This window comes from Terriglobales bacterium (genome assembly GCA_035624455.1).
Taxonomy (GTDB): Bacteria; Acidobacteriota; Terriglobia; order Terriglobales; family Acidobacteriaceae; genus DASPRM01.
Map to the genome: position 1 here is coordinate 44,745 of DASPRM010000033.1, position 25,382 is coordinate 70,126.

General features: G+C 58.4%; 28 protein-coding genes. 25 read left to right on the forward strand and 3 right to left on the reverse strand.

Annotation, left to right across the window (positions count from 1 at the left end; translation table 11 throughout):
* Positions 1–56: 56 nt before the first annotated feature.
* The 17 genes from VEG30_04330 to VEG30_04410 all read left to right on the forward strand — a co-directional run bounded on the left by VEG30_04330 (position 57) and on the right by VEG30_04410 (position 12,458).
* Positions 57–515 carry an SRPBCC family protein gene (locus tag VEG30_04330; protein HXZ79133.1) on the forward strand — a complete coding sequence of 153 codons (459 nt, stop codon included), beginning with the start codon at positions 57–59 and terminating at the stop codon, positions 513–515.
* Positions 516–704: 189 nt separating this feature from the next.
* Positions 705–881, forward strand: a complete 177-nt coding sequence (locus VEG30_04335; protein ID HXZ79134.1) for an Rdx family protein — start codon at positions 705–707, stop codon at positions 879–881.
* Between the two features lie 85 nt (positions 882–966).
* Positions 967–1,419: an ester cyclase gene (locus VEG30_04340; protein HXZ79135.1), complete on the forward strand. Its 453-nt coding sequence runs from the start codon at positions 967–969 to the stop codon at positions 1,417–1,419.
* 169 nt (positions 1,420–1,588) lie between these two features.
* On the forward strand, positions 1,589–2,731 hold the full coding sequence (locus tag VEG30_04345; protein HXZ79136.1) for an acyl-CoA dehydrogenase: 1,143 nt from the start codon (positions 1,589–1,591) through the stop codon (positions 2,729–2,731).
* A 73-nt stretch (positions 2,732–2,804) separates the two neighbouring features.
* Complete coding sequence (gene meaB, locus VEG30_04350; GenBank protein ID HXZ79137.1) at positions 2,805–3,797, forward strand: methylmalonyl Co-A mutase-associated GTPase MeaB; 993 nt, start codon at positions 2,805–2,807, stop codon at positions 3,795–3,797.
* Positions 3,797–4,207 (forward strand): methylmalonyl-CoA epimerase, encoded by a 411-nt coding sequence (gene mce, locus VEG30_04355; GenBank protein HXZ79138.1) that lies wholly within the window; start codon positions 3,797–3,799, stop codon positions 4,205–4,207. Before meaB ends, mce begins: the two co-directional genes overlap by 1 nt.
* On the forward strand, positions 4,207–4,950 hold the full coding sequence (gene tsaB, locus VEG30_04360; GenBank protein HXZ79139.1) for a tRNA (adenosine(37)-N6)-threonylcarbamoyltransferase complex dimerization subunit type 1 TsaB: 744 nt from the start codon (positions 4,207–4,209) through the stop codon (positions 4,948–4,950). The genes mce and tsaB overlap by 1 nt, the downstream gene beginning before the upstream one ends.
* A gap of 114 nt (positions 4,951–5,064) precedes the next feature.
* On the forward strand, positions 5,065–5,778 hold the full coding sequence (locus VEG30_04365) for a GNAT family N-acetyltransferase (GenBank protein HXZ79140.1): 714 nt from the start codon (positions 5,065–5,067) through the stop codon (positions 5,776–5,778).
* 70 nt (positions 5,779–5,848) lie between these two features.
* Positions 5,849–6,079 (forward strand): DUF465 domain-containing protein, encoded by a 231-nt coding sequence (locus VEG30_04370; protein HXZ79141.1) that lies wholly within the window; start codon positions 5,849–5,851, stop codon positions 6,077–6,079.
* Between the two features lie 192 nt (positions 6,080–6,271).
* Entirely contained in the window at positions 6,272–6,955 is a 684-nt protein-coding gene (locus VEG30_04375) for a phosphatidylserine decarboxylase (GenBank protein HXZ79142.1), read from the forward strand.
* Entirely contained in the window at positions 6,955–7,839 is an 885-nt protein-coding gene (locus tag VEG30_04380; GenBank protein ID HXZ79143.1) for a phosphatidylcholine/phosphatidylserine synthase, read from the forward strand. The genes VEG30_04375 and VEG30_04380 overlap by 1 nt, the downstream gene beginning before the upstream one ends.
* Positions 7,836–8,912 carry an Asd/ArgC dimerization domain-containing protein gene (locus tag VEG30_04385; GenBank protein ID HXZ79144.1) on the forward strand — a complete coding sequence of 359 codons (1,077 nt, stop codon included), beginning with the start codon at positions 7,836–7,838 and terminating at the stop codon, positions 8,910–8,912. The genes VEG30_04380 and VEG30_04385 overlap by 4 nt, the downstream gene beginning before the upstream one ends.
* Positions 8,909–9,460, forward strand: a complete 552-nt coding sequence (locus tag VEG30_04390; protein ID HXZ79145.1) for an LptE family protein — start codon at positions 8,909–8,911, stop codon at positions 9,458–9,460. Before VEG30_04385 ends, VEG30_04390 begins: the two co-directional genes overlap by 4 nt.
* Positions 9,461–10,594, forward strand: coding sequence for a DNA polymerase III subunit delta (gene holA, locus VEG30_04395; protein ID HXZ79146.1), 1,134 nt, complete (start codon positions 9,461–9,463; stop codon positions 10,592–10,594).
* 283 nt (positions 10,595–10,877) lie between these two features.
* Positions 10,878–11,138 carry a DUF1778 domain-containing protein gene (locus VEG30_04400; protein HXZ79147.1) on the forward strand — a complete coding sequence of 87 codons (261 nt, stop codon included), beginning with the start codon at positions 10,878–10,880 and terminating at the stop codon, positions 11,136–11,138.
* Positions 11,139–11,651: a GNAT family N-acetyltransferase gene (locus tag VEG30_04405; GenBank protein HXZ79148.1), complete on the forward strand. Its 513-nt coding sequence runs from the start codon at positions 11,139–11,141 to the stop codon at positions 11,649–11,651.
* Between the two features lie 45 nt (positions 11,652–11,696).
* A complete protein-coding gene (locus tag VEG30_04410; protein HXZ79149.1) occupies positions 11,697–12,458 on the forward strand; it encodes an arylamine N-acetyltransferase in 762 nt (253 codons plus the stop codon).
* A gap of 179 nt (positions 12,459–12,637) precedes the next feature.
* Here the strand turns inward: VEG30_04410 and rpsT are convergent, their stop codons facing one another.
* Complete coding sequence (rpsT, locus tag VEG30_04415) at positions 12,638–12,907, reverse strand: 30S ribosomal protein S20 (protein ID HXZ79150.1); 270 nt, start codon at positions 12,905–12,907, stop codon at positions 12,638–12,640.
* A 418-nt stretch (positions 12,908–13,325) separates the two neighbouring features.
* Here rpsT and VEG30_04420 point away from each other — a divergent pair, with 418 nt between their 5' ends.
* The 5 genes from VEG30_04420 (at position 13,326) to VEG30_04440 (ending at position 18,153) form a co-directional block, all read left to right on the forward strand.
* A complete protein-coding gene (locus VEG30_04420; protein HXZ79151.1) occupies positions 13,326–14,411 on the forward strand; it encodes a PhoH family protein in 1,086 nt (361 codons plus the stop codon).
* Between the two features lie 71 nt (positions 14,412–14,482).
* Positions 14,483–14,965, forward strand: coding sequence for an rRNA maturation RNase YbeY (gene ybeY / locus VEG30_04425; protein ID HXZ79152.1), 483 nt, complete (start codon positions 14,483–14,485; stop codon positions 14,963–14,965).
* Positions 14,962–16,236 (forward strand): hemolysin family protein, encoded by a 1,275-nt coding sequence (locus VEG30_04430; protein HXZ79153.1) that lies wholly within the window; start codon positions 14,962–14,964, stop codon positions 16,234–16,236. The genes ybeY and VEG30_04430 overlap by 4 nt, the downstream gene beginning before the upstream one ends.
* 4 nt (positions 16,237–16,240) lie before the next feature.
* A complete protein-coding gene (gene era, locus VEG30_04435; protein ID HXZ79154.1) occupies positions 16,241–17,170 on the forward strand; it encodes a GTPase Era in 930 nt (309 codons plus the stop codon).
* Positions 17,171–17,487: 317 nt separating this feature from the next.
* The gene (locus VEG30_04440) at positions 17,488–18,153 is read left to right on the forward strand and encodes an alpha/beta hydrolase-fold protein (GenBank protein HXZ79155.1); all 666 of its coding nucleotides are present in this window, start codon (positions 17,488–17,490) and stop codon (positions 18,151–18,153) included.
* A gap of 63 nt (positions 18,154–18,216) precedes the next feature.
* On the opposite strand, the gene VEG30_04445 is transcribed toward VEG30_04440, so the two are convergent.
* Positions 18,217–19,566, reverse strand: a complete 1,350-nt coding sequence (locus VEG30_04445) for a sigma-54 dependent transcriptional regulator (protein ID HXZ79156.1) — start codon at positions 19,564–19,566, stop codon at positions 18,217–18,219.
* The gene (locus VEG30_04450) at positions 19,559–21,799 is read right to left on the reverse strand and encodes an ATP-binding protein (GenBank protein HXZ79157.1); all 2,241 of its coding nucleotides are present in this window, start codon (positions 21,797–21,799) and stop codon (positions 19,559–19,561) included. The genes VEG30_04445 and VEG30_04450 overlap by 8 nt, the downstream gene beginning before the upstream one ends.
* Positions 21,800–22,230: 431 nt before the next feature.
* Here VEG30_04450 and pilB point away from each other — a divergent pair, with 431 nt between their 5' ends.
* The 3 genes from pilB to VEG30_04465 all read left to right on the forward strand — a co-directional run.
* Positions 22,231–23,952 (forward strand): type IV-A pilus assembly ATPase PilB, encoded by a 1,722-nt coding sequence (gene pilB / locus VEG30_04455; protein HXZ79158.1) that lies wholly within the window; start codon positions 22,231–22,233, stop codon positions 23,950–23,952.
* Positions 23,953–23,971: 19 nt separating this feature from the next.
* On the forward strand, positions 23,972–25,081 hold the full coding sequence (locus VEG30_04460; GenBank protein HXZ79159.1) for a type IV pilus twitching motility protein PilT: 1,110 nt from the start codon (positions 23,972–23,974) through the stop codon (positions 25,079–25,081).
* A gap of 83 nt (positions 25,082–25,164) precedes the next feature.
* Positions 25,165–25,382: type II secretion system F family protein (locus VEG30_04465; GenBank protein ID HXZ79160.1), on the forward strand; the 218-nt coding region annotated here is incomplete at its 3' end.

The window sequence follows — 25,382 nt, forward strand, 5'->3', positions numbered from 1 at the left end:
ATTTTTTCTGACGAATCGAAGAAGTGTAATTCTAACGAGCGAGGATAAGAAGCTAGATGGCAATCAAGCTGGAATACTCCACGACGGCCAAGTGCCGTCCTGAGCATGTCTGGCAGAGGTTCGCGAAGCTTGAGGAATGGGCCTGGTGGAACCCGGTGGTAGGAAAGACTGCCTGGCTAAAGGGCGAACCCTGGAAGAACGACAGCCAGTTCCTGATGGAGATCGTGCGCCCGGTCAAGGTGACTTTCAAGCCGGTGATTATCGAATCCGCGCCTCCCGGCAGAATTGCCTGGGTGGGTAGCGTCCCCGGCTTCACTGGCAAGCATTTCTTTGACTTTAAGGCGCAGCCGGATGGCAACACCCTGCTGCACACCTGGGAAGAGGATTCGGGTCTGCTGACATTTTTGTGGGGAGAGGGCCGCAGGAAATCGCTGACCGATATGCACGCGGATTGGCTCAACTCGCTGAAAGCTGAGGCGGAGAAGATTGCTCGCGAAGAATATGCGCGGAGCTAACTTCCGATAGTCTTGAGGGTGCCCGGTTCAACCCCGCCCTGCTTCCGCCGATTCTAGTTTCGGGATATCGAGCCGGCAGGGCGAGGTTGGGGGGTTTTTTAGGAAGTTGTGAAACAATGGCAGCCAGGCAGGTCCATGCGAATCGACATCAAGCGGTGTTTCTTCTGAGCCGAGATCAAGGCCCAGGCCGTGAGCCTGAAACAAGATCTCGACCGCGAGTTTCATACCCAGACGCGGCTGCGCCTCGGCAAGCCGGGCGCGCTGGATGTTTACGTCGATGGCCGGAAGATTTATTCCAAGGGCCCGGGCGGACGTCTTCCCAGTTCGCAGGAGATGTTTGGCCTGGTTCGATCACTGCAAAGCTGACTTGCCCGTCGGCGAAACCGTTTCGCGAACTATTGACAGCGGCTTCAGAAATGTCAGACTGGCCTTCCACAGCGAGGTCCAACTTATGGCAGAGCGCGAAAACGTTGCCCTGATGCGGCGATGGTTTGAAGAAGTCTGGAATCAGGGTTCGCTGGCGGCGGTGAAAGAACTGCTTGCTCCCGATGCGGTCGGCATGGGCCAGGGTGAGCCCGATGCCCTGATTCACGGGCCCGCCGACTTCATTCCCTTCATGCAGCGGATTCGCGGCGCCTTCCCCGACCTCAAGGTCAACGTCGAGGATATCTTCGGCTCCGGCGACAAGGTGGCGGTTCGCTGGTCTGCCGATATGACACACCGCGGCGATCACCTGGGCGTGCCTGCCAGCGGTGAGCGAGTCCATATTACGGGGATCACTATCGTGCGCATCGAGAACGGGCGCATAGTCCAGGGCTGGGACAACTGGGATCAGCTCTCGATGATGCAGATCATCGGCGCGCTTAATTCGCCGGGAGTGGTGCTAGTCAAGGGCGCGGCCTAGCGCGCTCTCCCCCCGTAACTGATCCGCATTACACCAGTGTGCGGCTCCGCATAACCGCCTCTTTGCTCTCCCCAAAGTTTATGTTATATATAAGTATTCCTCAGATGCGAGCAGTGCTCTCGGGCCAAGGGCCGGGGCTCTAGCTGGCAAGAGTCCTGGAGGCTTCGACTTGGATTTTCAGTTTACCGATGAGCAGTTGCACTTAAGGAACACCGTACGCGATTTTGCCGAAAGCGAAATCCTCCCGCACGTCATGCAATGGGACGAGCAATCGTGCTTCCCCCTGCAAACCATTAAGGAACTGGGGCACCTCGGCCTGATGGGGACCATCTTCCCCGTCGAGTACGGTGGCGCCGGCGCGGGATACATCGAGTACGTGATCGCCATCGAAGAGCTTTCGCGGGTTGACGGTTCGGTAGGGATCATTCTGGCAGCGCATACCTCGCTGTGCAGCAATCACATCTTTGTAGCGGGGACTGAGGAGCAACGCCGCAAGTACATCCCGAAGCTGGCATCCGGCGAATTCATCGGCGCCTGGGGACTCACCGAGCCGGGCAGCGGTTCCGACGCGGGTGGCGCGCGCTGCTCCGCGGTTCGCAAGGGCAACAAGTGGGTGCTCAACGGCACCAAGACCTTTTGTACCAATGGTCACTATGCCGATGTGGTGGTGGTGATCGCGGTGACGGATAAGACGGCCCACACCCATGGATTGTCGGCGTTCATTGTCGAGAGGGGCACGAAGGGCTTCCGCGCGGGCAAGAAGGAAAACAAGCTGGGCTTGCGGGCCAGCGACACCGCGGAGCTGATCTTCGAAGACTGCGAAATTCCCCTGGATAATCTTCTCGGCAAAGAAGGGGACGGCTTCATCGATGCCATGCGCGTGCTCGATGGGGGCCGCATCTCGATCGCCGCTCTCGGCCTGGGCATGGCCCAGGGAGCCTACGAGGCGGCGCTGAAGTATTCCAAGCAACGCAAGCAGTTTGGGAAAGCGATCAGCGAGTTTCAGGCTATCCAGTGGAAGCTGGCTGACATGGCGACTGAAATCGAGGCTGCCCGCATGCTCACCATGCGTGCTGCCTGGATGAAGGACAACGGCATGAAGAGCACCCTGGAATCCTCCATGGCCAAGCTCTACACCAGCGAAGTAGCGGTGCGCTGCGCCAACGAGGGCCTGCAGATCCACGGCGGCTACGGCTTCATCAAGGACTACCCGGCGGAAAAGTTCTACCGCGACGTCAAACTGTGCACCATCGGCGAAGGCACCAGCGAAATCCAGCGGCTGGTGATCGCCCGGCAGATCCTGAAGGATTAGCGGGACAGGCGAGATCGCCTGTCCTACACGGTCCTTCTTGCCAGAGCAATCCCCGCCGCCCGATACTTACAGTTTGAACTCGCAGCTTCAAAGCTCGCAGCTCCAGGCACTCGTTGAGCAGATCCGCGCGGGTAGTCCGCGGGCGCTGGCGCGCGCGATCACCTCCGTCGAAAACCGCAACTCCGACTCCGCCGCTCTGCTGAAGGCGCTTTTTCCGTACACGGGCAAGGCTCTGGTCGTCGGGCTGACGGGTGCTCCCGGGTCGGGCAAGAGCACGCTCGTTGATCAATTGGCTCGCGAATATCGCAAACAGGGAAAGACGGTCGGCATCATCGCTGTCGATCCCACCAGCCCCTATACTGGCGGCGCGATCCTCGGCGACCGGATTCGCATGCAGGCGCACCATGCCGATCCCGGCATTTACATCCGCAGCATGGCCACACGTGGATCACTTGGCGGCCTGGCTCGCACAACCGCGGATGTAGCATCGGTTCTCGATGCCGCCGGGCGCGACATTCTGTTGATCGAAACCGTTGGCGTCGGCCAGGACGAGGTGGATATCGTGCGCCTTGCCGATGTCACCATCGTGATCCTGGTGCCGGGTATGGGCGACGATGTGCAGACGATCAAGGCCGGCATCATGGAGATCGCCGATGTTTTCGTAATCAACAAGAGCGATCGCGAAGGCGCCGAGCGCGTGGAGCGTGAGATCCGCGCCATGCAGGCACTGGCCGTGCGCCACGACGATTGGGTTCCACCCATCGTAAAGACGATTGCCAGCGAAGGCATCGGAATCGGCGAACTGGCGGAAGCGATCAATCGGTATGTCGGATATCTCGCAGAGAGCGGCGCCGGAGATCGCAAGAAAGAGCAGAACTGGCGGGGACGCCTGGTAGAAATGCTGCGTGATTCGCTGCTCGAACGCGTGGTTCTCGACCATGTCGGCGAGGATGCCATCGCCGGCTATGCCTCCGATGTTGCCCAGCACAAGCGCGATCCCTACTCTTTGGTGGAGCAGATCGTGGCCGACTTCAGTTCCAATTCAACCAGCACAGTGGAGAAGTGATGTTCAGCATCGATCATCTTGGAATTGCAGTGAAATCGCTGGCGCAGGCCACGCAGTTCTACCGCGGTCTTGGCCTGGAAGTGCTTGACGAAGAAATCGTGCCGCAGGAGAAGGTGCGAGTGGCGATGGTGCCGGTGGGCGAGAGCCGAATCGAGCTGCTGGAGCCCACCTCGGAAGACTCGACAATTGCCAAGTTCCTTGCCAAGCGCGGCGAAGGTCTGCACCACGTGGCGCTGCATGTCGACAATCTGGAAGCGACCGTAGAGAGGCTTAAGAAGAACGGCACGCGGCTGATTTCGGAAGATATCAAGATCGGGGCCGGCGGACACCTTTACGTTTTCGTGCATCCCTCGAGCGCGGGCGGGGTGCTGCTCGAGCTGGTGCAGGACGAGCCACTCGGGGTCGGCTGATGCTCGTTCTCGCGATCGATACCTCGGGGCGCGAGGGGAGCCTGGCGCTGGCTCACGCGGAATTGGCCCCCTCCCCAGAGCCCGGCGGACTGGCCATTCTGCAAAAATCCGATCTGCTTGAGCTGGTCGCGCTCACGGGGCGGATGTATTCCGCCGAACTCATCCCACAACTTACGGCTGCACTGGGGCGGCGGCAACTCGAGAAGCATGCGTTGGATGCGCTGGTAGCAGCATCCGGACCGGGATCGTTTACCGGGTTGCGGGTAGGGCTCTCGACCGTGAAAGGGTTGGCGGAAATTCTGCACAAGCCGATTGCGGCCGTATCGGTGCTGGAAGCGATTGCGCGCATGGCAGGGAGAGTGGGCCGGGTCGTTTCAGTGCTCGATGCCGGGCGCTCGCAGGTTTTTGTCGGCGAATATGAGTTCGGCGATGACTATTCGCCGCTCGAAAAGCGCGAGTCGCTTGTACCGCTGGAGCAATGGATCGGTAATGTTTCGGATTCCGGCGCGGAGGTGCGAAGGCACGGCTCTTTATTCGTTACGCCGGACGAAAATGTCGTGGCCGTGGCCGCCGCACGGGGCTGCGCTCTTCAGCTGGTCTGTGCGCCGAAAGCGGACCTCTATGCCCGCATCGGACTGGAGAAAATTCTGCGCGGAGAAACCGTCAGCCCGGAGCGGCTGGAAGCGAACTACATTCGCGCCTCGGATGCGGAGATATTCTCCCTGCCGAAATTATCGCGGTAGACGGGGTCTAGAACTGCAACAAACGCCTTCCCCGAATTGTTCCGCGATTCGTAACGGATTTACTTTTCTGCCTGAAGTGCAGCTGCTGGTGGGACAATCACGAGCAGTACGGGCGTGGTGTGGAAACTCCATGGCGCAAAGGTGGGCGGTACGGACAGGATTGCCACCCACCCTTCGCTGCGCTCAGGATGGGGCACCCACAGTGTCGCGGGTTGCGGGAAGGATATGCCACCCGTCCAATCACTCTTAGAAGCTCTCGCTCACGCCGAAAAGGGTGCAGTAGAATCCATCCCGATCTCCTATCACTCCTCTAAGCCGATGAGCAACCTGCCTCCGTCCGCCGACATCCTTATTCGTGCCGCCAGGGCAGAAGATGTTCCCGTGCTGCAACAGTTGGAACAGGAATCGGAGACTGCAGCTCATTGGAGTGCGGCGGAGTATCAGAAGCTATTCCAGCCCGGAGCCGCTGTCCGGAGGGTCTGGATTATCAGTGCGGCTGGTGAGTTTGGTTCTGAACAGTCCCCTGAAAGCGTGGTTGGCTTCCTGGTTGCCCGTCCAGTTGGCCCAGAATGGGAAATTGAAAACATCGTGATTTCGCCGCGTGCAAGACGGCGCGGCCTCGGCAGCGCTCTGCTCCGCCATTTTCTCGCCGAAGCGGCGGGGCAGGGTGCGGCCGCAGTCCATCTGGAAGTGCGGGAGTCAAATGCCCCGGCCCGCCGGCTATATGTGAGCTGCGGGGCTGTGGAAAACGGACGCCGCAAAGCCTATTACCGGCGGCCGGAAGAGGATGCAATTACCTACGTTATTCGACTGTTACAGTCAGGTTAAAAAAATCCGTTGAAGCTCGCCCACGAGGGGTGGTAGCTTTGAATTCTCACCCAATTAGGAGGTCGGTTGGATGGCAGCTCAGCTACGCGAGCAACTAGTTCAGTCTAGTGACGAATTTCGCCGTCTCGTCCAAGAGCACCAACAGTACGCACAGCGCCTGGATTCCCTGATTCAGAAACGCTACCTCTCAGAAGATGAGAAGCTGGAAGAGGTACGTCTGAAGAAGTTGAAGTTGCGCCTGAAAGACGAGATGGAGCGCATCGAACAGAAGTTTCGTCGCGATCACGGGATGGTCGCGTAGTAAGTTAGTCTTCTTCTCAATTGGCACGCCTTCAAGCGGCTGAGGGTAAAGCCTACCTCGTGAAAGCGTGCTTTTCGCAGAATATGGCTGAGGCAGTTTGTTTCGCCGAAGCTGTTGATCTTCCTTGCCCTTTCCTCGAAATACTCCCGGACTCGACTTGCTGCGGCGATATAATTTCCAGGGCGCTCCCCTATGGTTCGAGACGGCATTTATTACGCGGCGGCGGCACTGGTAGTGGCTGTCCTGCTCGTTTTCTTCACCACGCCGTGGCTCAGCCTGCTGCCTCTGCTGTCAGGGATATTTTGCCTGTGGTTTTTCCGAGATCCGGAGCGGATCATACCCGCCGTCGCGGGGGCGATTGTGTCCCCTGGGGATGGCAAGGTCACTGACATTGTCCCATTTCTGGCCGGAGGACGTAACCAGACCCGGATCAGCATCTTCCTGAATGTTTTCGATGTGCACGTCAACCGCTCGCCGATTGCGGGCACGATCAAGTACATCGAGTATCGGCAGGGCAAATTTGGCAATGCCCTGGCGGGCGAATCGGCAGAGTTCAATGAGCAGAATGTCGTTACGGTCGAAGGCGAGAGTCAGACGGTCACGTTCAAGCAGATCGCCGGCTTGATCGCGCGGCGAATTGTGTTCACCAAGAAGCAAGGAGACGTGGTGGCACGAGGAGAGCGGGTTGGGCTGATCAAGTTTGGTTCGCGGGTGGACGTGATCTTCGACTCGCAAATCGCGCCCCAGGTGAAGCTGGGGGATCGCGTCCGTGGAGGCTCAACCATTCTTGCCCTGGCGCCGGTCAGCGAGGGCGGCATGGGAGCTACAGGTTCCGCGCCGGTCCCCGTTGCTACGCCCGTCAGTGGAGGTAAGTGATGGAGTCGGAGCAGCCGGAGCGCCAGGCCGAGATGTTCCGCCGGGAGAGTGACTTTCGCCGCCCACGTCGCTTCCGCAAAGGCATCTACATCCTGCCATCGTTGGCAACTACGTTTAACATCGCTTTCGGCTACTATGCGCTCTGGCACACCTTTATCGGTTCTCCGGCTGAACCGTGGCACTATGACAATGCCGCCAAGGCCATCGGTTTCGCGGTGGTGCTGGATGGGCTCGATGGCCGCATCGCCCGCATGACGAATACCACAAGCGATTTCGGCCGTGAGCTGGATTCTTTGGCCGACGTCATTACGTTTGGCGTGGCGCCCGCCATGCTTGCCTGGGTGTGGGGATTTCGGCAGCTAGGTCCAATAACGGGTCACGATATCGCTGCTCGTACCGCACAGATCGGTGCGATTCTGACTTTTGCTTTCCTGATCGCAGGAGCTGCTCGGTTAGCGCGATTCAACATTCAGAGCAACCCCCAGCCGTCCAATCCTGGCCGCCCGGGCAAACGTTACTTTGTGGGCCTGCCGATACCGGCTGCTGCGGGGTGCATTGCGGCTGTAGTACATTTCGGGGAAGGAGACCCCATCGACACCTGGTGGATCGCCATGCTGTGGGCGATTTATGTTTTCAGTGCGGCTTTGCTGATGGTAAGCACCTGGCGTTTCTACAGCTTTAAAGATATTGACCTGCGAAGTCCTCACCCATTCCGCGTGGTGATTCTGGTTGGGCTTCTGGTCGCTGGAATCTGGTATTTCTCGCGTCCGCTGCTGCTGGTGTTATCGGTGGGCTACATGCTTTCCGGCGTGATCATTCGTATGATGTACCTGCTTCGTCATCACAAGACCCCAGAGTACAAGCAAGCGCCGGAGGCGCAATGAACGGGCGCGAATCTAAACCCGCGACCGGGCGTTCTGCGGCTGCTACGCAGGGGCTCTATCGCGTAGCCATCGTTGGGGCCGGCACCTTGAAGGGCAAGGAACTGGCGGAGATCCTTCCCGAGACCAACATTCCTACGGTTGACGTCAAGCTGCTTGATGATGACGAGTCGCTCGGCCAACTGGAAGCCGTTGGCGACGAAATGACCTTCTTCCAGACTGTCACCCGCGACAATTTTGATAGCGTGGACTTCGCCTTCTTTGCTTCGGAAGAGAAATTCACCCGGCGTCACTGGCAGATGGCCCGGCAGGCGGGAAGCGCGATCATCGATCTTTCATATGGTCTGGAAGGGGAAGCGGGATCCAGTGTTCGCGCTCCCTGGATCGATCGCGAACTGGGTGAAGTGCAGGCGCCAGAGCTGCAGCCGGCACCGGTGGTAGTGGCGCATCCTGCGGCCACAGTGCTGGGATTGCTGATGCTTCGTGCGCAAAAAGCAGTGCCCGTGCGCACGGCGGTAGTCACGGTTTTTGAGCCCGCTTCGGAACGTGGGCGTCCCGGACTGGATGAGCTACACGGCCAGACCGTGAGCATTCTCTCCTTCCAGCAGCTGCCTAAGGATGTCTTTGACGTACAGGTAGCATTCAACGCGGTTTCGCGTTACGGGGAGAAGGCAGTGGCCTCTCTGGAATCGGCGGAGCGCCGTATGCTCGATCACTTCCGCCGCATCACCCGCGAGCGCGTGCTAGTGCCCTCGATCATGCTGCTGCAAGCCCCCATCTTCCATGCCTACGCCTTCTCGTTGTATCTGGAACTGGAGAAGCCGCTGGCCTTGGGGGACTTCACGCAAGCGTTGTCAGGAGAGCATGTCTCGGTGACACGCACGGCGGAGGATGCCCCCAGCAGCGTGACCGCCGCCGGGCAGGACGATATCCTGATTTCGCTGCGCCGTGATCCACTGCGCGATCATGGCGTTTGGATATGGGCCGCGGCCGACAATCTTCGGGTAACGGCGCTCAACGCAGTTGCCTGCGCCGAACAGCTAGCCAGCTCACGCCCTCGAGGGAAGGTGCAGTGAAGATTGGGCGCCCCTTGGGCAAAGAATTCTGCCGGTTTGTCCTGAGCGCACTTGCAGGCACGTTCATCATTCTCGGGGGCTGCGGCTATCACACAACCACTCACAGCGATCGCCTTCCGACCGATGTGCACACGATCGCCATTCCTGCTTTCGTCAATCAGAGCCAGTCGTATCGGGTGGAGCAGATCCTGACAGCCGCGGTGGTCCGCGAATTCAACACCCGCACGCGCTATCGCGTGCTCAGCCAGACCAGCGACGCTGCGGACGCCACACTTCGGGGCACGGTTATCCAGACCCAGGCTGCGCCTTTGACTTATGACTCGCAGACCGGTCGTGCTTCCAGCGCTATTGTGACGGTTGCGCTGCGGGTTTCGCTGGTGGATCGCAAAGGCAGTGTGCTCTACGACAATCCCAACTACGTGTTTCGCGAGCAGTACCAGGTGTCGCGCGAGCTTTCCAGCTTCTTCGACGAAGAAACTCCGGCCATGGACCGGCTCGCTCGCGATTTTGCCCGCACCCTGATCAGCAATGTCCTGGAGGCCTTCTAGGTGAGAGCCTTCGCCCAAACTGATCACTTCGTCGCCGAGATCAAAGAACGCAAGCTCAAGCCCGGCTATCTGTTCGTCGGCGACGAGGCTTTTTTTCGCAAACGGTGCCGCGATGCGATTCTTCGTCACCTGATCCCTTCCGATCTGCGCGAGTTCAGCTTGTATGATCTCGATCTGGCAGAAACTGAGCTGGTGGAAATTCTGGATCGCGCGCGCACCCCTTCGCTGATGGCGCCGTTCCAGGTGTTCTTCATCCGCAGCATTAAACAGCTTTACACTCGCGGCTCACATGAGAGCGAGTTCGAGGCTATCAAGCAATACTTCGCCAATCCCAATCCCGATGCCATGCTGGTTTTTGTAGCCGACCACATCAGCATTCCGGCGGATGCCCGGCGCATGGATATGGTCGATCGCGAGCGGTACGAACGAATTCGCGACACCCTGGGCGACTACTGCGCGATTGTCGAGCTGGCGCGCGTGCAGGAAGACGACGCCGTGCGCTGGGCCAAGGAAACCGCAGCTGCCGAGGGCGTGACCATTGAGCCCGATGCCGCGCATGAGCTCATCGATTCGCTGGGCGCCGACATGATGCTGGTTTCGAGCGAGCTGGAAAAATTGATTCTCTACACCGGGGAGAAAAAGCGAATCACTCTGGGGGACGTGGAGACAACGGTACTTGCAGCCAAACAGCGGACACTGTACGAACTGACGGATGCAATTTCTTCCAAGGACCGGCTGCGCGCTCTGGAGATCCTGGATGCGATTCTCTCCACCGGCGATGGCGAGGAGGCCGCGATTGGTCACCTCTATATGCTGGCCAAGACCTTCCGCCAGATGCTGGTGATTTTTGAAAAGCGAGTGCGCGATTCACGCGCGCTGTGGCAAGCGCTGTGGCAAGGGTTTCGGGTTCCGCCGTTTGCGGCGGAAGACATCATCCGGCAGGCGCGCCGCTACCGCTCGCGGCGCGAACTCACGCGCGCGTTGCGCCTGATCGCCCGCGCCGATCTGGCGCTGCGCTCGAGCCCTCCCAGCAAGCGCCTGGTGCTGGAGCGCCTGGTGCTGGACCTGGCGTCTGAGCCCCAGGCCGTAGAAGTAAGCGCGTCACCTTCCCAGCAGCAGGAGCTGGGGGTGTAACGCGCTTCTCCACAACAGTTCCCACTATAGTGACATCCATCCTAGGGTGTCATCCTGAGCGAGGACGGGGTACACCGATCCCCGTCCGAGTCGAAGGACCTTGCGGTTGTTATTGTCATCACAGGCGGATATTAGTCCGCGTGGTCTGCAGGCGAGCAATTGGGTAGCGCTTAATTAGCGGTGCCAGCTTCTTTTTGACTTGTACGGCTATCAGCCGTACAATAGGAACTACATGGTAAACAGTCGTCGAAAGTTACGGAAGCAGCGAGTAGCGCCGGCTTCAATGGAGCGGTTGGAGGCCCGTGTGTCAGCGGAACAGAAGCTATTTTTCAAGCGGGCAGCATCACTCCGCGGCGTGAGCCTGACAGAGTTCATGATTAACTCGATGCGAGAAGCTGCCATGAAGACCATTGAAGAACATAAAGTGTTGACCCTCGGTATCAGCGAGCGGAAGATTTTTGTTGAAGCTTTGTTGAATCCCCCTGCCCCGAATGAAGCACTGCAGTTGGCCACCAAGCGTTACAAACAGATGGTTGCTTCCTAATTGGTCGAAACTCCCAGATACATCGTAAAGCCGCTGGGGAAGGAAAACCGAGCGGCTTTTTATTGTGGGGATAAGGAACTCGACTCCTACTTTCATGAGCGCGCATCTCGCGATGTGAGAGAAAAGCTGTCGGCGGTCTTTATTCTGGTGACGGAAGCTGAACCAGACGTGGTCATCGGCTACTACAGTTTGTCGCCGCAGGAAATCGATGCTGGCGAGTTTCCAGAGGAGTTGAAGAAGCGGACAGGAAGATACAAGCGCATTGGTGCGACGTTGCTTGGACGACTGGCGGTCTCAAAGGAACATCACGGTAAGAAACTAGGGGCATTTCTCCTGGTTGATGCGCTGCGTCGCAGCCTGGAAGCCAGCAAAATGGTCATGTCTTACGCGGTAGTAGTGGATGCTAAGGGCGAACATGTAATCGCTTTCTATAAGAAGTTCGGCTTCCTGCCATTGCGCGGCAATCGCCTGTTCCTGCCCATGAAAACAATCGAGCGGAATTTCCAGGCTTGACGCAGCCATGGCGCCCTTGCGCGTCCTGAATGAGAAAATAATTTCGTGGACCCGTCCGCTTATCTCCACCGAATCGCTTACGACGGCCCACGCGACCCTACTCCCGATGTCCTTCGCCAAATCCATCGCGCGCACCTGTTCACCGTTCCCTTCGAGAGTCTCGATATCCACCTCAAGCGCCCGATCGTGCTTGATGAAGAGCGCATCCTCGACAAAATCGTGGGCCAGCATCGTGGGGGCTTTTGTTACGAACTGAACGGCGGTTTTTCCGCGCTGCTCCGCAGCCTGGATTTCCATGTCACCCAGCTTTCCGCGGGCGTAGGGCGCGCGGACGGCAGCTTTGGTCCTGATTTCGACCATATGACGCTGCTGGTCGAGACGCCGGAGCCCTGGCTTTGCGACGTAGGCTTTGGCGACTGCTTCCTGGAACCTCTGCCGCTGGTGCCCGATGTCGAGTTTCATCAGCAGGGGTTTGGTTATCGATCATTTCAGATCGGAGAACACTGGCTGTTGCAGCGAAGGGAGGAGAACGCAGAGTGGAAAAGCCTGTACAAATTCACCCTTACCCCGCGGCAATTGTCTGAGTACATCCCGATGTGCCACTACCAGCAGACTTCGCCTGAGTCGCACTTTACGCGTCAGCGGATCTGCTCGCGAGCGACCCCGGACGGCCGCGTTACTCTTTCGGACCTTCGATTCATTGTGACTGCCAAGGGCAGGCGTACGGAAACTGAATTGGCGGGGGAAGCGGAGTACCGGCGAGCGCTGAAGGAGCACTTCGGGATTGAGTTGAGAGAACCAGACTGAGTCGCCTCTGGTCGCTTATGCGGAAACCGAAGGACCTTCCGAGAAGCAACTAAGACACAGTTGCGGAAGGTCGAGGCTGCGCCTCGACCTTCCCACCCTAGCCAAAAGATGGCCAGAGTGGGGCACCCTCAAGATTCGTAGCTCGCCTTCCGTTCTTTTGAAGAGTTGGTTCGAGAAAACTACTTGGCAGCCATGGCGGCGAGGCGAGTGCTCAGGCGCGACTTGTAACGCGAGGCGGTATTTTTGTGGATCACGCCCTTCTGGACTGACTTATCCAGAGCTGAGACGGTTTCCTGGAACAGCTTCGACGCCTGCTCCCGGTTGCCTCCGGCCAGGGCCTCGCGGAAGTGCCGAATGGCCGTCCGCAGGCGCGACTTATTCGCCCGGTTCACGGTGGTCCGTTTTTCTGTCTGACGGGCCCGTTTCAGGGCCGAAAAGTGATTTGCCATGATTGCTGCTTTATCCTCTACGAAGAATTGTCCTGGGACAAACCCCTATCCTACAAGCTGATAGACGCGGCGGTCAAATGCGGATTTGCCTGGATCGTTTTGTTTCCTTTTGGTCCAGAAGCGCTCAACGAGGGCGGCAAAATTCCTTTCCCCCGCAGCATCCCCAGCCCACATTAGTCATCTAAACTTTTGGATAAGTAGGGGGATTCCTTAAACGGCATTGACTGCCTCTCGGGTCCGAAGTACTCTACGCTCAATGGTCGCTGCTTCCAGTCGGTGGCGAGCGGACACCCTGTCATTTGTCCTAGCAGTGAATTCACCGTGGCCAAAGGCTTACTCCGTTGCAACGTTCTTAGAGGGTTTCCCGCAGTTGTGTGTGCGCAGCGGGAACTCAAAGGGGGGAAATTTCAGAACCTGAATGAAGAAGCACATCGATATCACACCTAACATCGAAACCCTGTTTGGCACGCGAGACGAAAATCTTCACCTCCTCGAAGACGGTCTGAAAGTAACCATCGATCTGCAGGCAGAATCTGTCGCGATAGAAGGCGCGGCACGCGATGTGCTGCGCACCGAGCAGGTGTTTGCCGACTTCGAGCAACTGCAGCGGGCCGGCCACACCTTCACCAACGGCGATCTCGCGGGCATGCTGCGCGTGCTGTCGACAGATCCCTCGGTGACGCTGCGCTCGCTGGTCGAAGCGGGGAAGCAGCGTTCATTCGGCAAGCGCACGGTGCAACCCAAGAGCATCAACCAGCGCCGCTATCTGGAGGCCATCGAGAAAAACGACATGGTTTTTGGCATCGGCCCGGCGGGTACAGGAAAAACGTATCTTGCCGTGGCCATGGCCATTTCTGCGCTGGCGTCCAAGCGCGTGAATCGGATTATCCTGGCTCGGCCGGCGGTCGAAGCCGGCGAACGTCTGGGCTTTCTTCCCGGCACATTGCAGGAGAAGGTAGATCCCTATCTCCGGCCGCTGTACGACGCTTTGTACGACATGCTGGAGCCGGAGAAAGTGGATCGCTATCTGGAAAAGAACATTATCGAGATCGCGCCCATCGCTTTCATGCGCGGCCGCACGCTGAACGATTCTTTCATCATTCTCGATGAAGCGCAGAACACCACCGCGGAGCAGATGAAGATGTTCGTCACGCGCATGGGTTTCAACTCCAAGGCGGTGATCACCGGAGACGTTACGCAAATCGACTTGCCCAGCACAAAAAGCAGCGGCCTGGTGCAGGCGGCGGATATACTGAGAGGAGTCGAGGGACTCAGTTTCTGCTACTTCGATGAAGGGGACGTGGTCCGTCACCCGTTGGTGCAGCGCATCGTGCGCGCCTATGACGATTACAAGAAGGTGCAGGAGGCGCAGATGTCGCTGTCGCTGGGGAACGGACAAAACGGCTTCTATGGAAAGCTCAGCGGGAATGGCAATGGCGGCAATTTCGTACCGCCGGTCCTGCCCCTGGAAGACAGTTCCGACTCGGAAGCCGCGGAAAACTAAGAATAAGTTCGTTTTGCGGGAGGATGGCCGGCGATGTCCTCCCGTTTTCTTTTAGCCATCATTTGATCATCATGCACAAGAAGGTACCCGGCGCCAGTGAGCGGGCGCTTGCGCGTTTTACTGAGCGCGCGCGCAGAGCCGCCGGGATAGCGGGCAGACTCAACGTGCTGGTGAGCTCCAACCGCGAGATTCGGCATCTGAACCACCAATTCCGGGGGAAGGACAAGAGCACCGATGTCCTGTCGTTTCCAGCCGATCCTGCAATGAATTCCGCCTTGGCGGGAGAAATTGCTATCGCCGCTGAGACGGCGATCGCCAATGCCCGGCGGCTTCAGCACTCCACGCTTGACGAATTGAAAATTCTCATCCTCCACGGCGTGATCCATCTGGCCGGCTTCGATCACGAAGGCGACAAGGGCCAGATGGCGCGCAAAGAAGCAGAATTGCGCGATCGCTTTGGTCTGCCGAACTCTCTGATAGCGCGCACGCACTTGGGCGGCAACTCGCACGGCAAGGGGGCGCGCCGCAGCACCGCGCGCAGGAGTTCACGATGAGCTGGGGATTCATCATCGTGTTCGCGTGCCTGCTCGGCGTGCTGACGCTCATCTCCTACGTGCAGCGCCTGTACACCGAGATGGGGCAATTTCTTTCCCGCGAGTTCCAGGAAAACATCGAAGCTTTCGAACAGCTGGTGGAACCACGGCTGGGCGTGAGCCGCGAACGGGCGGCGCTTTCAATGGCGGTTTTGGAACAGCTTTGCACCGCCGCCATCGCCGCCATGGTCTCCTACGCGTTTTTCTTCAGCGGACGGTGGCCAGCATATGAAGTGCTGCAGGCGGGCGCGATAATCACGATCATTATTGTGCTGTTCAACCGCATCGTGCCCTACGTTCTGTTTCCCCGCACCCGGGGAACATGGATCCGGCATTTCACCCTGCTCCTCCGTGTACTGATCTACGTGGTAATGCCAATCACCATCGTGATCAGCTTTTGCCAGTCGGTAGCTTCGCTCGCCGCCGAGCGTGCGGAGCCCCAGCCGGAGACGCCGGCCGAGGCCGTGGACGCGTTGATTGAAGCCGGACAAGAAGAGGGAATCCTGGAGGAAAGCGACCGGGATCTGATTCAGTCGGTTGTCGAATTCGGCGATAAGACGGTCCGCGAGGTGATGAAGCCTCGCCCCGAGATCGTGGCGGTCTCCGCTGACAGCACCATTGAACAGCTCACCGATCTTCTGCGCACCCGTCACTACTCGCGTATTCCGGTGTACGAGGGCACCATTGATCACATCGTCGGCATCGTACACGCCCACGATCTCCTGCAGGTCGCGGATCAGGAAGCGCCCACGCGCAAAGTGCACAGCATCATGAAGCCGGAGGTGTATTTCGTTCCAGAGAGCAAGCGCGTCAGCGATCTGCTGCGTGAAATGCAACGCGACAACATCCGGATGGAGATCGTGATCGACGAATATGGCGCCGTAGCCGGCCTGGTCACCATCGAAGACATGGTAGAAGAAATCGTGGGCGAGATTCGCGACGAGCACGAAAGCAAGACCGACGTGGTGCGGGAAGCAGAAGGGACCTACGTTGTGCCCGGCAACATGGATGTGGATCGTCTTGACGAACTGTTCGGCATACGTCCGGAGGGTCACGAGGCCACGACGATTGCCGGGCTGGTCAGCGAAATTGCGGGGCGCATCCCGCAGCGCGGGGAGGTGATTACCAGTGATGGCCTGCGCTTCGAGGTGCTGGACTCGACCGACCGCAAGGTGAACCGCGTGCGTATCACCCACACCCAACCTTCGCAGCCGGCGCAGTTGCGGGCATAAATCGATGCGCTCCGGCTTCGTCACCATCATCGGCCGTCCAAACGCGGGAAAATCCACATTGCTGAATGCGCTGGTGGGAGAGAAGCTGGCTATCGTCACCCATAAGCCCCAGACCACGCGCAACCGCGTGCAGGGCATTCTCAACCTGCCGCCGAAGAAAGGCCGCCCGGCCGCGCAGGTCATTCTGATCGATACGCCCGGGGTTCATCGTCCCGACACGCGGCTGAATGAAAAAATGATGCAGGAGGTTCGCGAGGCACTCGAGGGCTGCGACCTGGTGCTGCTCATTACCGACGCAACCCAGAAGTTCGGTGCCGGCGAGCGCTTTGTTGTCGATCTGGCGAAAAAATCCGATACCCCATGCATGCTGCTGCTCAACAAAATCGATCTCATCGACAAACAAAAACTCCTGCCGTTGATCGACCATTGGCGTGGCCTCCACGACTTCCGCGAAATCATCCCCATATCGGCGCTCAAGAAAGATGGATTGGAGCTGCTGCTGGATAGAGTGGTCCAGGCACTGCCGGAAGGGCCGGAGTATTTCCCCAAGAATCAGGTGACCGATCAGCCGGAGCGCTTTCTGGTAGCGGAAGTGATCCGCGAGCAGGTACTGCTGGACACCGAACAGGAGATTCCTTACGCCACGACGGTGGTGATCGAGCGCTGGGAAGAAACGCCTCGGCTGCTGAGAATTTGGGCGTTGATCTACTGCGAGCGCGAAGGGCAGAAGGCGATCCTGATCGGCAAGGGGGGGCAGATGCTGAAGAAAATTGGGACTGCTGCCCGGCGGGAAATCGAAAAGATGCTTGGGCGGAAGGTGTTTCTGGAATTGTTCGTCAAGGTGCGACCGGGCTGGCGCGATTCGCGGGAGTTCGTCGAAGGGCTTGATTGGAGGCGGCAGTTGGAGGATTTGGTGCCGCATGGGAAGAGCTGAGTTGTTTTAGCCTTTAGCTTTCTCAGTCTTTGCAAATTCTTGGGCCGTGATTAGAAAGGTCACAGGCTTCTTAGTGTCTTGGAGCTTTCATTATTATCTCCTTCGATGAAAACGCTCAGCCAGTTCCAATCTGCGTGCATCTTCATCCTAGCCCTGTTGTTCTTGGCTGCCTGCGAGCAAAAGAGGCAGGAAGCGCCGCCTGACCATCCTCGCTTGACGGCAAACGTGACAATGCAAGACGTCAGCTTCCACAGCGCCGCGCTCGATCGCGACATGCAGTACCGCGTGGTGCTTCCCAACCGTACTGGACCAAGAAACTGCCGGTTGTCTATTTGCTCCATGGAGGGGGAGGAGGTTTTCGTGATTGGACGAACTATTCCGATGCGGCACGTTTCGCCGAGCTTGGGCTGATTCTGGTCATGCCGGAAGGTGACTCCTCCTACTACACGAATTCGGCCGAACATCCGCAGGACCGCTATGAGGACTACATCGTGCGGGATCTCATTGCGGACTTCGAGAGCAAGCTTCCAGCAGCTATACGACGCGAGAGCCGCGCGATTGCCGGAGTTTCCATGGGAGGTTTCGGCGCGATCAAGCTGGCCTTACATCATCCCGATCTGTTCTCGTTCGCGGGTGGGCTCAGTTCTGCACTCGATGTCCCCAGCCGTCCATTCTCAATCAAGCGGCCTCTTCAATGGAGCCAGCACAGATCAATTTTCGGAGCATGGGGAAGCCAGAGACGCCGTGACAATGATCCCTTTGTGCTCGCGCGCTCGGCGGATCCCGATGGAACGCCTTATCTCTTCCTCTCTTGTGGTGAACAGGAAGGCCTGCTGGCGACGAATCGCCAATTCGCAGCTTTACTTGCGAAACGCCATTTTGCGTTCGAGTTCCATGCTGGCCCGGGGGGCCATGACTGGAACCAATGGAATCAGAGGTTACCCAGTCTTTTCCAGAGTCTGTTGGCGCACATGTCTCGGTAGCTGGGTTTACGCCTCGGTTCGTCAAAATGGGGTATTGATCGATAATGAGGAACAAAGGCGCGGCTACTCCTTCACCGCGATCTGCAGAGCTTTCATTTTGCGATAGAGATGGCTGCGCTCGAGGCCCAGGACCTCGGCAGTGCGGCTGACGTTGCCGTGATTCTCGTCCAGCTTTTTCAGGATGTAGTCGCGTTCATAGGCGGAACGGGCCTGCTGGAGCGTCGAGAACTCACCCACCGTGCGCCGTCCGCCATCGCGGTGCACCAGCGGAGGCAGGTGCTTGCGCTCCAGGCGTGTGGCCGAGGGATTCATGATTACGATGCGCTCGATCACGTTGCGTAATTCGCGGACATTGCCGGGCCAGGAGTAACGCATCAGAGTTTCGATGGCGTCCTCGGTGATCTCTTTCGGGTGGCGGCTGTAGGCAGCGGAAAAATCTTTGAGGAAGTAGCGCGCCAGCTGGGGGATGTCTTCCTTGCGCTCGCGCAGAGGCGGCACGTAGAAGGGAATTACGTTGAGGCGGTAAAACAGATCTTCGCGGAAGTTGCCGCGCGAGATTTCTTCATCCAGGTCATGATTGGTGGCTGCGATCACGCGTGCGTCTACGGTGATCGGTTCCTCGCCACCCACCGGGGTGAAGCGCTGTTCGTCGAGTGTCCGCAGCACCTTGGATTGCGTCTTCAGACTCATATCGCCGACTTCATCCAGAAACAGAGTGCCGCCGTCGGCCTTATGAAATTTCCCCGTCTTGTCGGCGGTGGCGCCGGCGAATGATCCCTTGCGATGTCCAAAGAGCTCGCTCTCGATCAGATCTTCGGGAATGGCCGCGCAGTTCACCTCCACGAACATGGCTTCGCGACGCAGGCTCTCGGAATGGATGGCGCGCGCCGCCAGTTCCTTGCCGGTGCCCGATTCGCCGTAGATCAATACCCGGCCGTTGGTGGGCGCCATCAAGGCGATCTGTTGGCGCAATGCCTTCATGGGAATGCTGTCGCCGACGATGACACTCTTGGGCAATTGGCGCTTCAGATCGCGGTTCTCGCTGCGCAGGCGGCGGGAGTCGAGAGCGTTCTTCAGCACGATCAGAGTCTTTTCCAGCGACAGTGGTTTTTCCAGGAAGTCAAAGGCGCCGAGCTTGGTGGCGCGGACAGCGGTTTCGATCGTGCCGTGTCCGGAGATCATGATCACTTCCGGAGGGTCTTCCATTGCCCGGATCTGTTCCAGCGCCTCCATCCCGTCGATTCCCGGAAGCCAGATGTCGAGCAGCACAACGTCAAACGGACGCCGGGTCAGCGCCTGGAGACAAGCCTCTCCTGTAGAGGCCAGCTCCGGCCGATATCCCTCTTCCTCCAGAATGCCTTTCAGGGTATCCAGGATGGCGGGTTCATCGTCGACGATGAGGATGTCAGGCATGAGTCGGGGTTTCGATAGCTGCCTCGCTGGCTACTGGCAGCTCCACTATAAACCGTGCTCCCGTTGGTTGGTTCTCTTCCACGCGGATGGAACCATGATGGTCCTCAATGATGCGGCTGACGATGGCCAGTCCCAGCCCAGACCCGCGCTTCCTGGTAGTGAAATAGGGGAGGAAGAGGCGTTCCTTGACCTCCTGGGTGACGCCCTGACCGGTATCGGCAACCACCACTTCGACCAGGTCGCTGCCGTTGAGAGCCATGGTGGAGATCTCGACCTCTTTGACCAGTGAGTCCTGCATTGCTTCCGCGGCGTTATCCACCAGGTTGGCAATGGCTCGCTTCATCGATTCCGGGTCTGCCATCACCTTGGGCAAGTCCGGGGCGAGCTCTTTGCGCACGCGGATGCCTTCCAGCCGGCCATCGAACATGTTGAGCGCGCCCTGCACGATTTCATTGATGTCTGCGGGACGCGGAGCAGAAGCGGGGAAACGCGCCAGGGTAGCGAATTCATCCACCAGCGAACGCACAGTCTCCACCGCACCGGCAATGGTTTCAGCGCAGCCATGAATAACGGCCAGCGAAGCGTCATCGGGATGGCCGCCACGATCCAGGTGGCGTTTAATGCGCTGGGCGGAAAGCGCGATCGGGGTGAGGGGATTCTTGATCTCGTGTGCAACCCGGCGCGCCACTTCCCGCCAGGCGGCCTGCTTCTGCGCCTTGAGCAGATCGGAAAGATCCTCGAGCACGATGATGTAACCCAATCGCTGCATGCCGTGCTTCAGGGAGGCCACAGTCGCGGCGAGGTTCAGCGGTTGATGATCGACGGTCAGTTCAAGCTGGCTGGTGGCCGTTCCCATACGATCCGCCTTGCGGATCATGTGTGCCAGATCATCGAGTACTTCCTGAGGAAACAAGTCACGCAGGTGTGCGCCCTGCAACAGGGTGTTCCCATTGCCGGCGCGCTCCGGACGAAACATGCGGATCAGAGCAGGATTGGCGCGAGTGACACGCAATCCGGCATCCAAGGAGAGCACGCCGGTGGGAATGTTCTCGAGCACGGTTTCAATGTGCTGCCGTCGTTGCTCTAATTCCACGTTGGCTTCCGCCAGTTCGATACTGGAGGCTTCCAGTTGCCGGCGGCTGCTGGCGAGATCGGCGGCCATCTGGTTGAACGAGGCTACCAACCGGCCCAACTCATCTGCTGCGGGCACGTCGACGCGATAGTCGAGGTTGCCTTTGGCGATCTCCTGGGTGGCTTCTGCCAGCGCCGCTACCGGCCTGACCACGAACTTTGAAAGAAACAAGGCGAACCAGGTAGCGGCGAACAGGACCAGGACTGTCAGCAGGAGCAGCAGCAGCATGTACGTACGGCGCACGATTTTGCGCTCGCGCGAAAGCTCGAGATACCGGCGCTGACTGTTCTCGATTTGCTGCATGGCCGATGTGAAGTTAGGGGGCAATGGCATAGCGACCAGGATCAGACCGTGATCGCCTACCCGGGAGCTGGCCAAGATGTACTCCAGCCCATTGAGCTGAAGGCGCCCAGCAGTTGCCGGCAGGCGGTTTCCCTGAATTCCCAGTTTCTCCTTCAGGGCGGGCCAGTTGGCCGGCGCGGCAAAGCTGGCCTCAAGTTCACCGTCGAGCATGGCCAGGGCAAAGCCGCCCTGCAAGGAACTTTGTCGCCGACGCAGCACATCCAGCAGTTGGCCGAAATTGCCTGCTTCAAATGCCCTGTGGGTAGACTCGGCCATGGCGATGGAGTCTGCTTCCCCCTGGGCATTCTGCTGGGCATAGTCCGACAACAGATTTCCCAACGTGGCCGTGTCGTTTCGTACTTCCTCGACTGGGGTGGAAAACCACTTTTCAATCGAACGGTTCATCAGTCCGTAGGCGAACATGAAGAGGAAAATCACTGGTCCCAGCGATAGCACCAGGGCGCCCAGGACCATCTTGGTGCGGAACTTTGACCCCAGCGTGCCCACTCGCCTTTCCGCGTAGAGCTTCAGAAGCGTGCGTACGAGCACGAAGCTAAGGGCGATGAATAACAGGAAGACCAATGCCGAAAGGGCGGCGAAGATCAGGGTTTCGCCGGAAGTATTCGGCTGGACAAAGCGGAGATTGAATGCCTGCTCAGCAAAAAGGATGGTTAGTAGAAGGATGACACCAATCCCCAGGTAGATGGCTGCACGTCTGCGCCTTGGGCCTGGTGAGCGAATTGGGGATTCTGGCGACAAACGCCGAACAGCGTGCTCCGCGAATCGAACCGGGAAAATTTATGCTGGAGCAGTAATACGTATTATAGACAAGACAAATCGGCCACAGTTTCGGAAGAATTCGCCAAATATAAGTCGCTAAGGATTTGGAAACTCGGGATCAGCTGAGTCGTCATGTGCCGCCTAGCTGTTGCATTGCTCGACCATCAACCGCCGACCCGTGGCGGCAGCCGCCCCCCTGGGCCGCTCATCGGGTCTGCAGGTCGTCTGATTACCTCCGTGCGCGTACCAACGGTTACCGATCTATTACTTCTCAATTGACAATTTGTGTCAACCCAACATAAATTCGCGCTGCTCACTACTTTAAAGCGTTCAACCGTAAGTATTTGTGCTCCTGGGGCAGGTTAGACGCCGCATTTTGAGTCCATTTTCGTGTATAGGAGAGGCGGGGGATGTCGCAAAGGCTGGGCGACCTGCTCGTCAAAGAGAAGGTCATCACGGCGGAGCAACTGCAGCAGGCGCTCAAAGTCCAGAAGGACACCGGAGGCAGGCTAGGATCGGTTCTAGTCAAGCTGGGGTTCCTTTCGGATGAGGACGTCACCAATTTCCTTTCCCGCCAGTACGGTGTTCCCGCCATCAATCTGAACTACTTCGAGATTGATCCCGCGGTTGTCAAGCTGGTCCCTCAGGACACTGCCAAGCGCTACCAGATTCTTCCCCTCAGCCGCGTGGGGGCCTCGCTCACCATCGCCATGGTGGATCCGACCAATGTGTTTGCCATGGACGACATAAAGTTCATGACCGGTTTCAACATCGAACCGGTGGTGGCGTCGGAGAGCTCCATCATGGAGGGCATCGACAAGGCGTATGGGGCTCCGCCGGCACAGGAAGAAGACCTGGAAACGGTGATGGCTTCCATGAGCGACGTCGCCGAGAGCGATGTCGAACTGCAGGCGGAGGAGCAGGAAGTCGGCCTGTCGGAACTGGAGAAGGCAGCCGAAGAGGCGCCGATTGTAAAGCTGGTGAACCTCATCCTGACCGACGCGGTGAAACGGGGCGCCAGCGATATTCACATTGAGCCTTACGAGAAGGAATACCGGGTTCGCTTCCGTATTGATGGAATCCTGCAGACCATCATGAACCCGCCACTGAAGCTGAAAGACGCCATCACGTCGCGTATCAAGATCATGTCCAAGCTGGACATCAGCGAGAAGCGGTTGCCGCAGGATGGCCGCATCATGCTGAAGGTCAATCTGGGAGGCAGGAAGAAGCAGCTGGATTATCGCGTCAGCACATTACCGACGCTTTTTGGCGAGAAGATCGTGCTGCGCTTGCTGGACAAAGAGAATCTGCGCCTCGATATGACCAAGCTGGGGTTCGAGCCGGAGTCGCTGGGAAAATTCGAGACTGCCATCTTGAAGCCCTACGGCATGGTGCTGGTGACGGGCCCTACGGGCTCGGGGAAGACGAACACCCTGTACTCATCCATCTCGCGTCTGAACACGCCTGACACGAACATCATGACCGCGGAGGATCCGGTCGAATTCCAACTCGCGGGCGTAAACCAGGTACAGATGAAGGAGTCGATCGGGCTGAATTTTGCCGCCGCTCTGCGTTCCTTTCTGCGCCAGGATCCCAACATCATTCTGGTGGGCGAGATTCGTGACTTTGAAACCGCTGAGATTGCCATTAAAGCCGCGCTGACCGGACACCTGGTGTTATCTACTCTGCATACCAACGGCGCGCCGGAGACCATCAGCCGATTGATGAACATGGGCATCGAGCCCTTCCTGGTAGCTACGGCTGTGCATTTGATTTGCGCGCAGCGTCTGGTGCGACGAATCTGCAAGGAATGCGCTGCCGAGGTGGATATGCCGCCCAAAGCCTTGATCGAGGCAGGCTTCAGCCCCGAGGAGGCGAAGACCGCAAAACCCAAGAAGGGCAAGGGCTGCTCGGTGTGCAACAACACCGGCTACAAGGGACGCGCCGGTTTGTACGAGGTCATGGAAGTTGACGACGAGATCCGCGAATTGATTCTGGTGGGCGCGTCGGCAACGGAATTGAAGAAGAAAGCCATTGAACGCGGCATGCTGACATTGCGCCGCAGCGGGCTTATCAAGGTGATGCAAGGCGTCACTACGCTGGAAGAAGTAGCGCGGGAAACCGTTCACTGAGAGAGAGGAACACACAAGTATGGCCGTAACCCTCAGCGAATTGCTGAAGAAGATGGTGGAAGCAGGCGGCAGCGACCTGCATATCACTACGAATACTCCACCGCAGATCCGTATTCATGGTCATCTGCAACCGCTGGACATGCCGCCGCTGACGGCTGCCGAGACCAAGGCGCTGGCTTACAGCGTCATGACCGACGCCCAGAAGCATCGTTTTGAAGAGGACCAGGAACTGGACTTCTCTTTCGGGTTGAAAGGACTGGCTCGTTTCCGCGCCAACTGCTTCAACCAGCGTGGCGCCTGCGGAGCGGTGTTCCGCGTGATTCCGTACGAGATCAAATCATTTGTGCAGCTCAATCTGCCGCCGGTGGTAGCCAGGCTGTGCGAAAAGCCGCGCGGACTGATTCTGGTGACCGGACCCACGGGATCGGGAAAATCCACGACTTTGGCGGCCATGCTCGACAAGGTCAACAGCGAGCGCCACGAGCACATTCTGACGATTGAGGACCCGATCGAGTTTGTGCACCAGCATAAGAATTGCCTGGTGAATCAGCGGGAAGTGCACGCCGATACCAAGTCGTTCAGCAGCGCGTTGCGTGCGGCTCTGCGCGAAGACCCGGATGTGGTGCTGATCGGCGAGATGCGTGACCTGGAGACCATCGAGTCTGCCCTGCGCATCGCCGAGACCGGCCACCTGACGTTTGCTACGTTGCACACGAACTCGGCAGCTTCGACTATCAACCGCATCATCGACGTGTTTCCCTCGCATCAGCAGCCGCAGATTCGAGCGCAGCTTTCCATGGTGCTGGAGGGCATACTTTGTCAGGCGCTATTGCCTAGGGTGGGCGGACAGGGCCGGGTGATGGCGATGGAGATCCTGATTCCCAATCCTGCGGTGCGCAACCTGATTCGTGAAGACAAGATTCACCAGATTTATTCCACCATGCAGTCCGGACAGGACAAGTTTGGCATGCAGACTTTCAACCAGTCTCTGGCGACGCTCCACTTCAATAAGCAGATCACGCTGGATACTGCGTTGCAGCGGTCATCTCTGCCCGACGAATTGCAGGAGATGATTAACCGTGGTGCAGGGCTCAACCGCACGGCCAATGCCGTGGCGGGCAAAAGATAGGTTTCAGTTTTACAGGCGTCTGATGCTCAGATGGCCAGGCGCCGCCTTTCCGCGGAATCGCGGGAAATCGTGCGAGGTGGCTTATGCCAGTTTTTACGTTTAGCGGAAAGAATGCAACCGGGGCTCGCGTCTCGGGAGAGCGGGTGGCCGAGAATAAGCAGGCGCTTCAGGATCTGCTGCGGCGGGAGCGCATTCTCAACCTCACGGTCAAAGAGAAGGGCAAGGAATTTGCCCTGCCTACCTTCGGCTCGGGCAAGGTTGCGACCAAGGACGTCGCGATCTTTTTCCGCCAGTTCTCGGT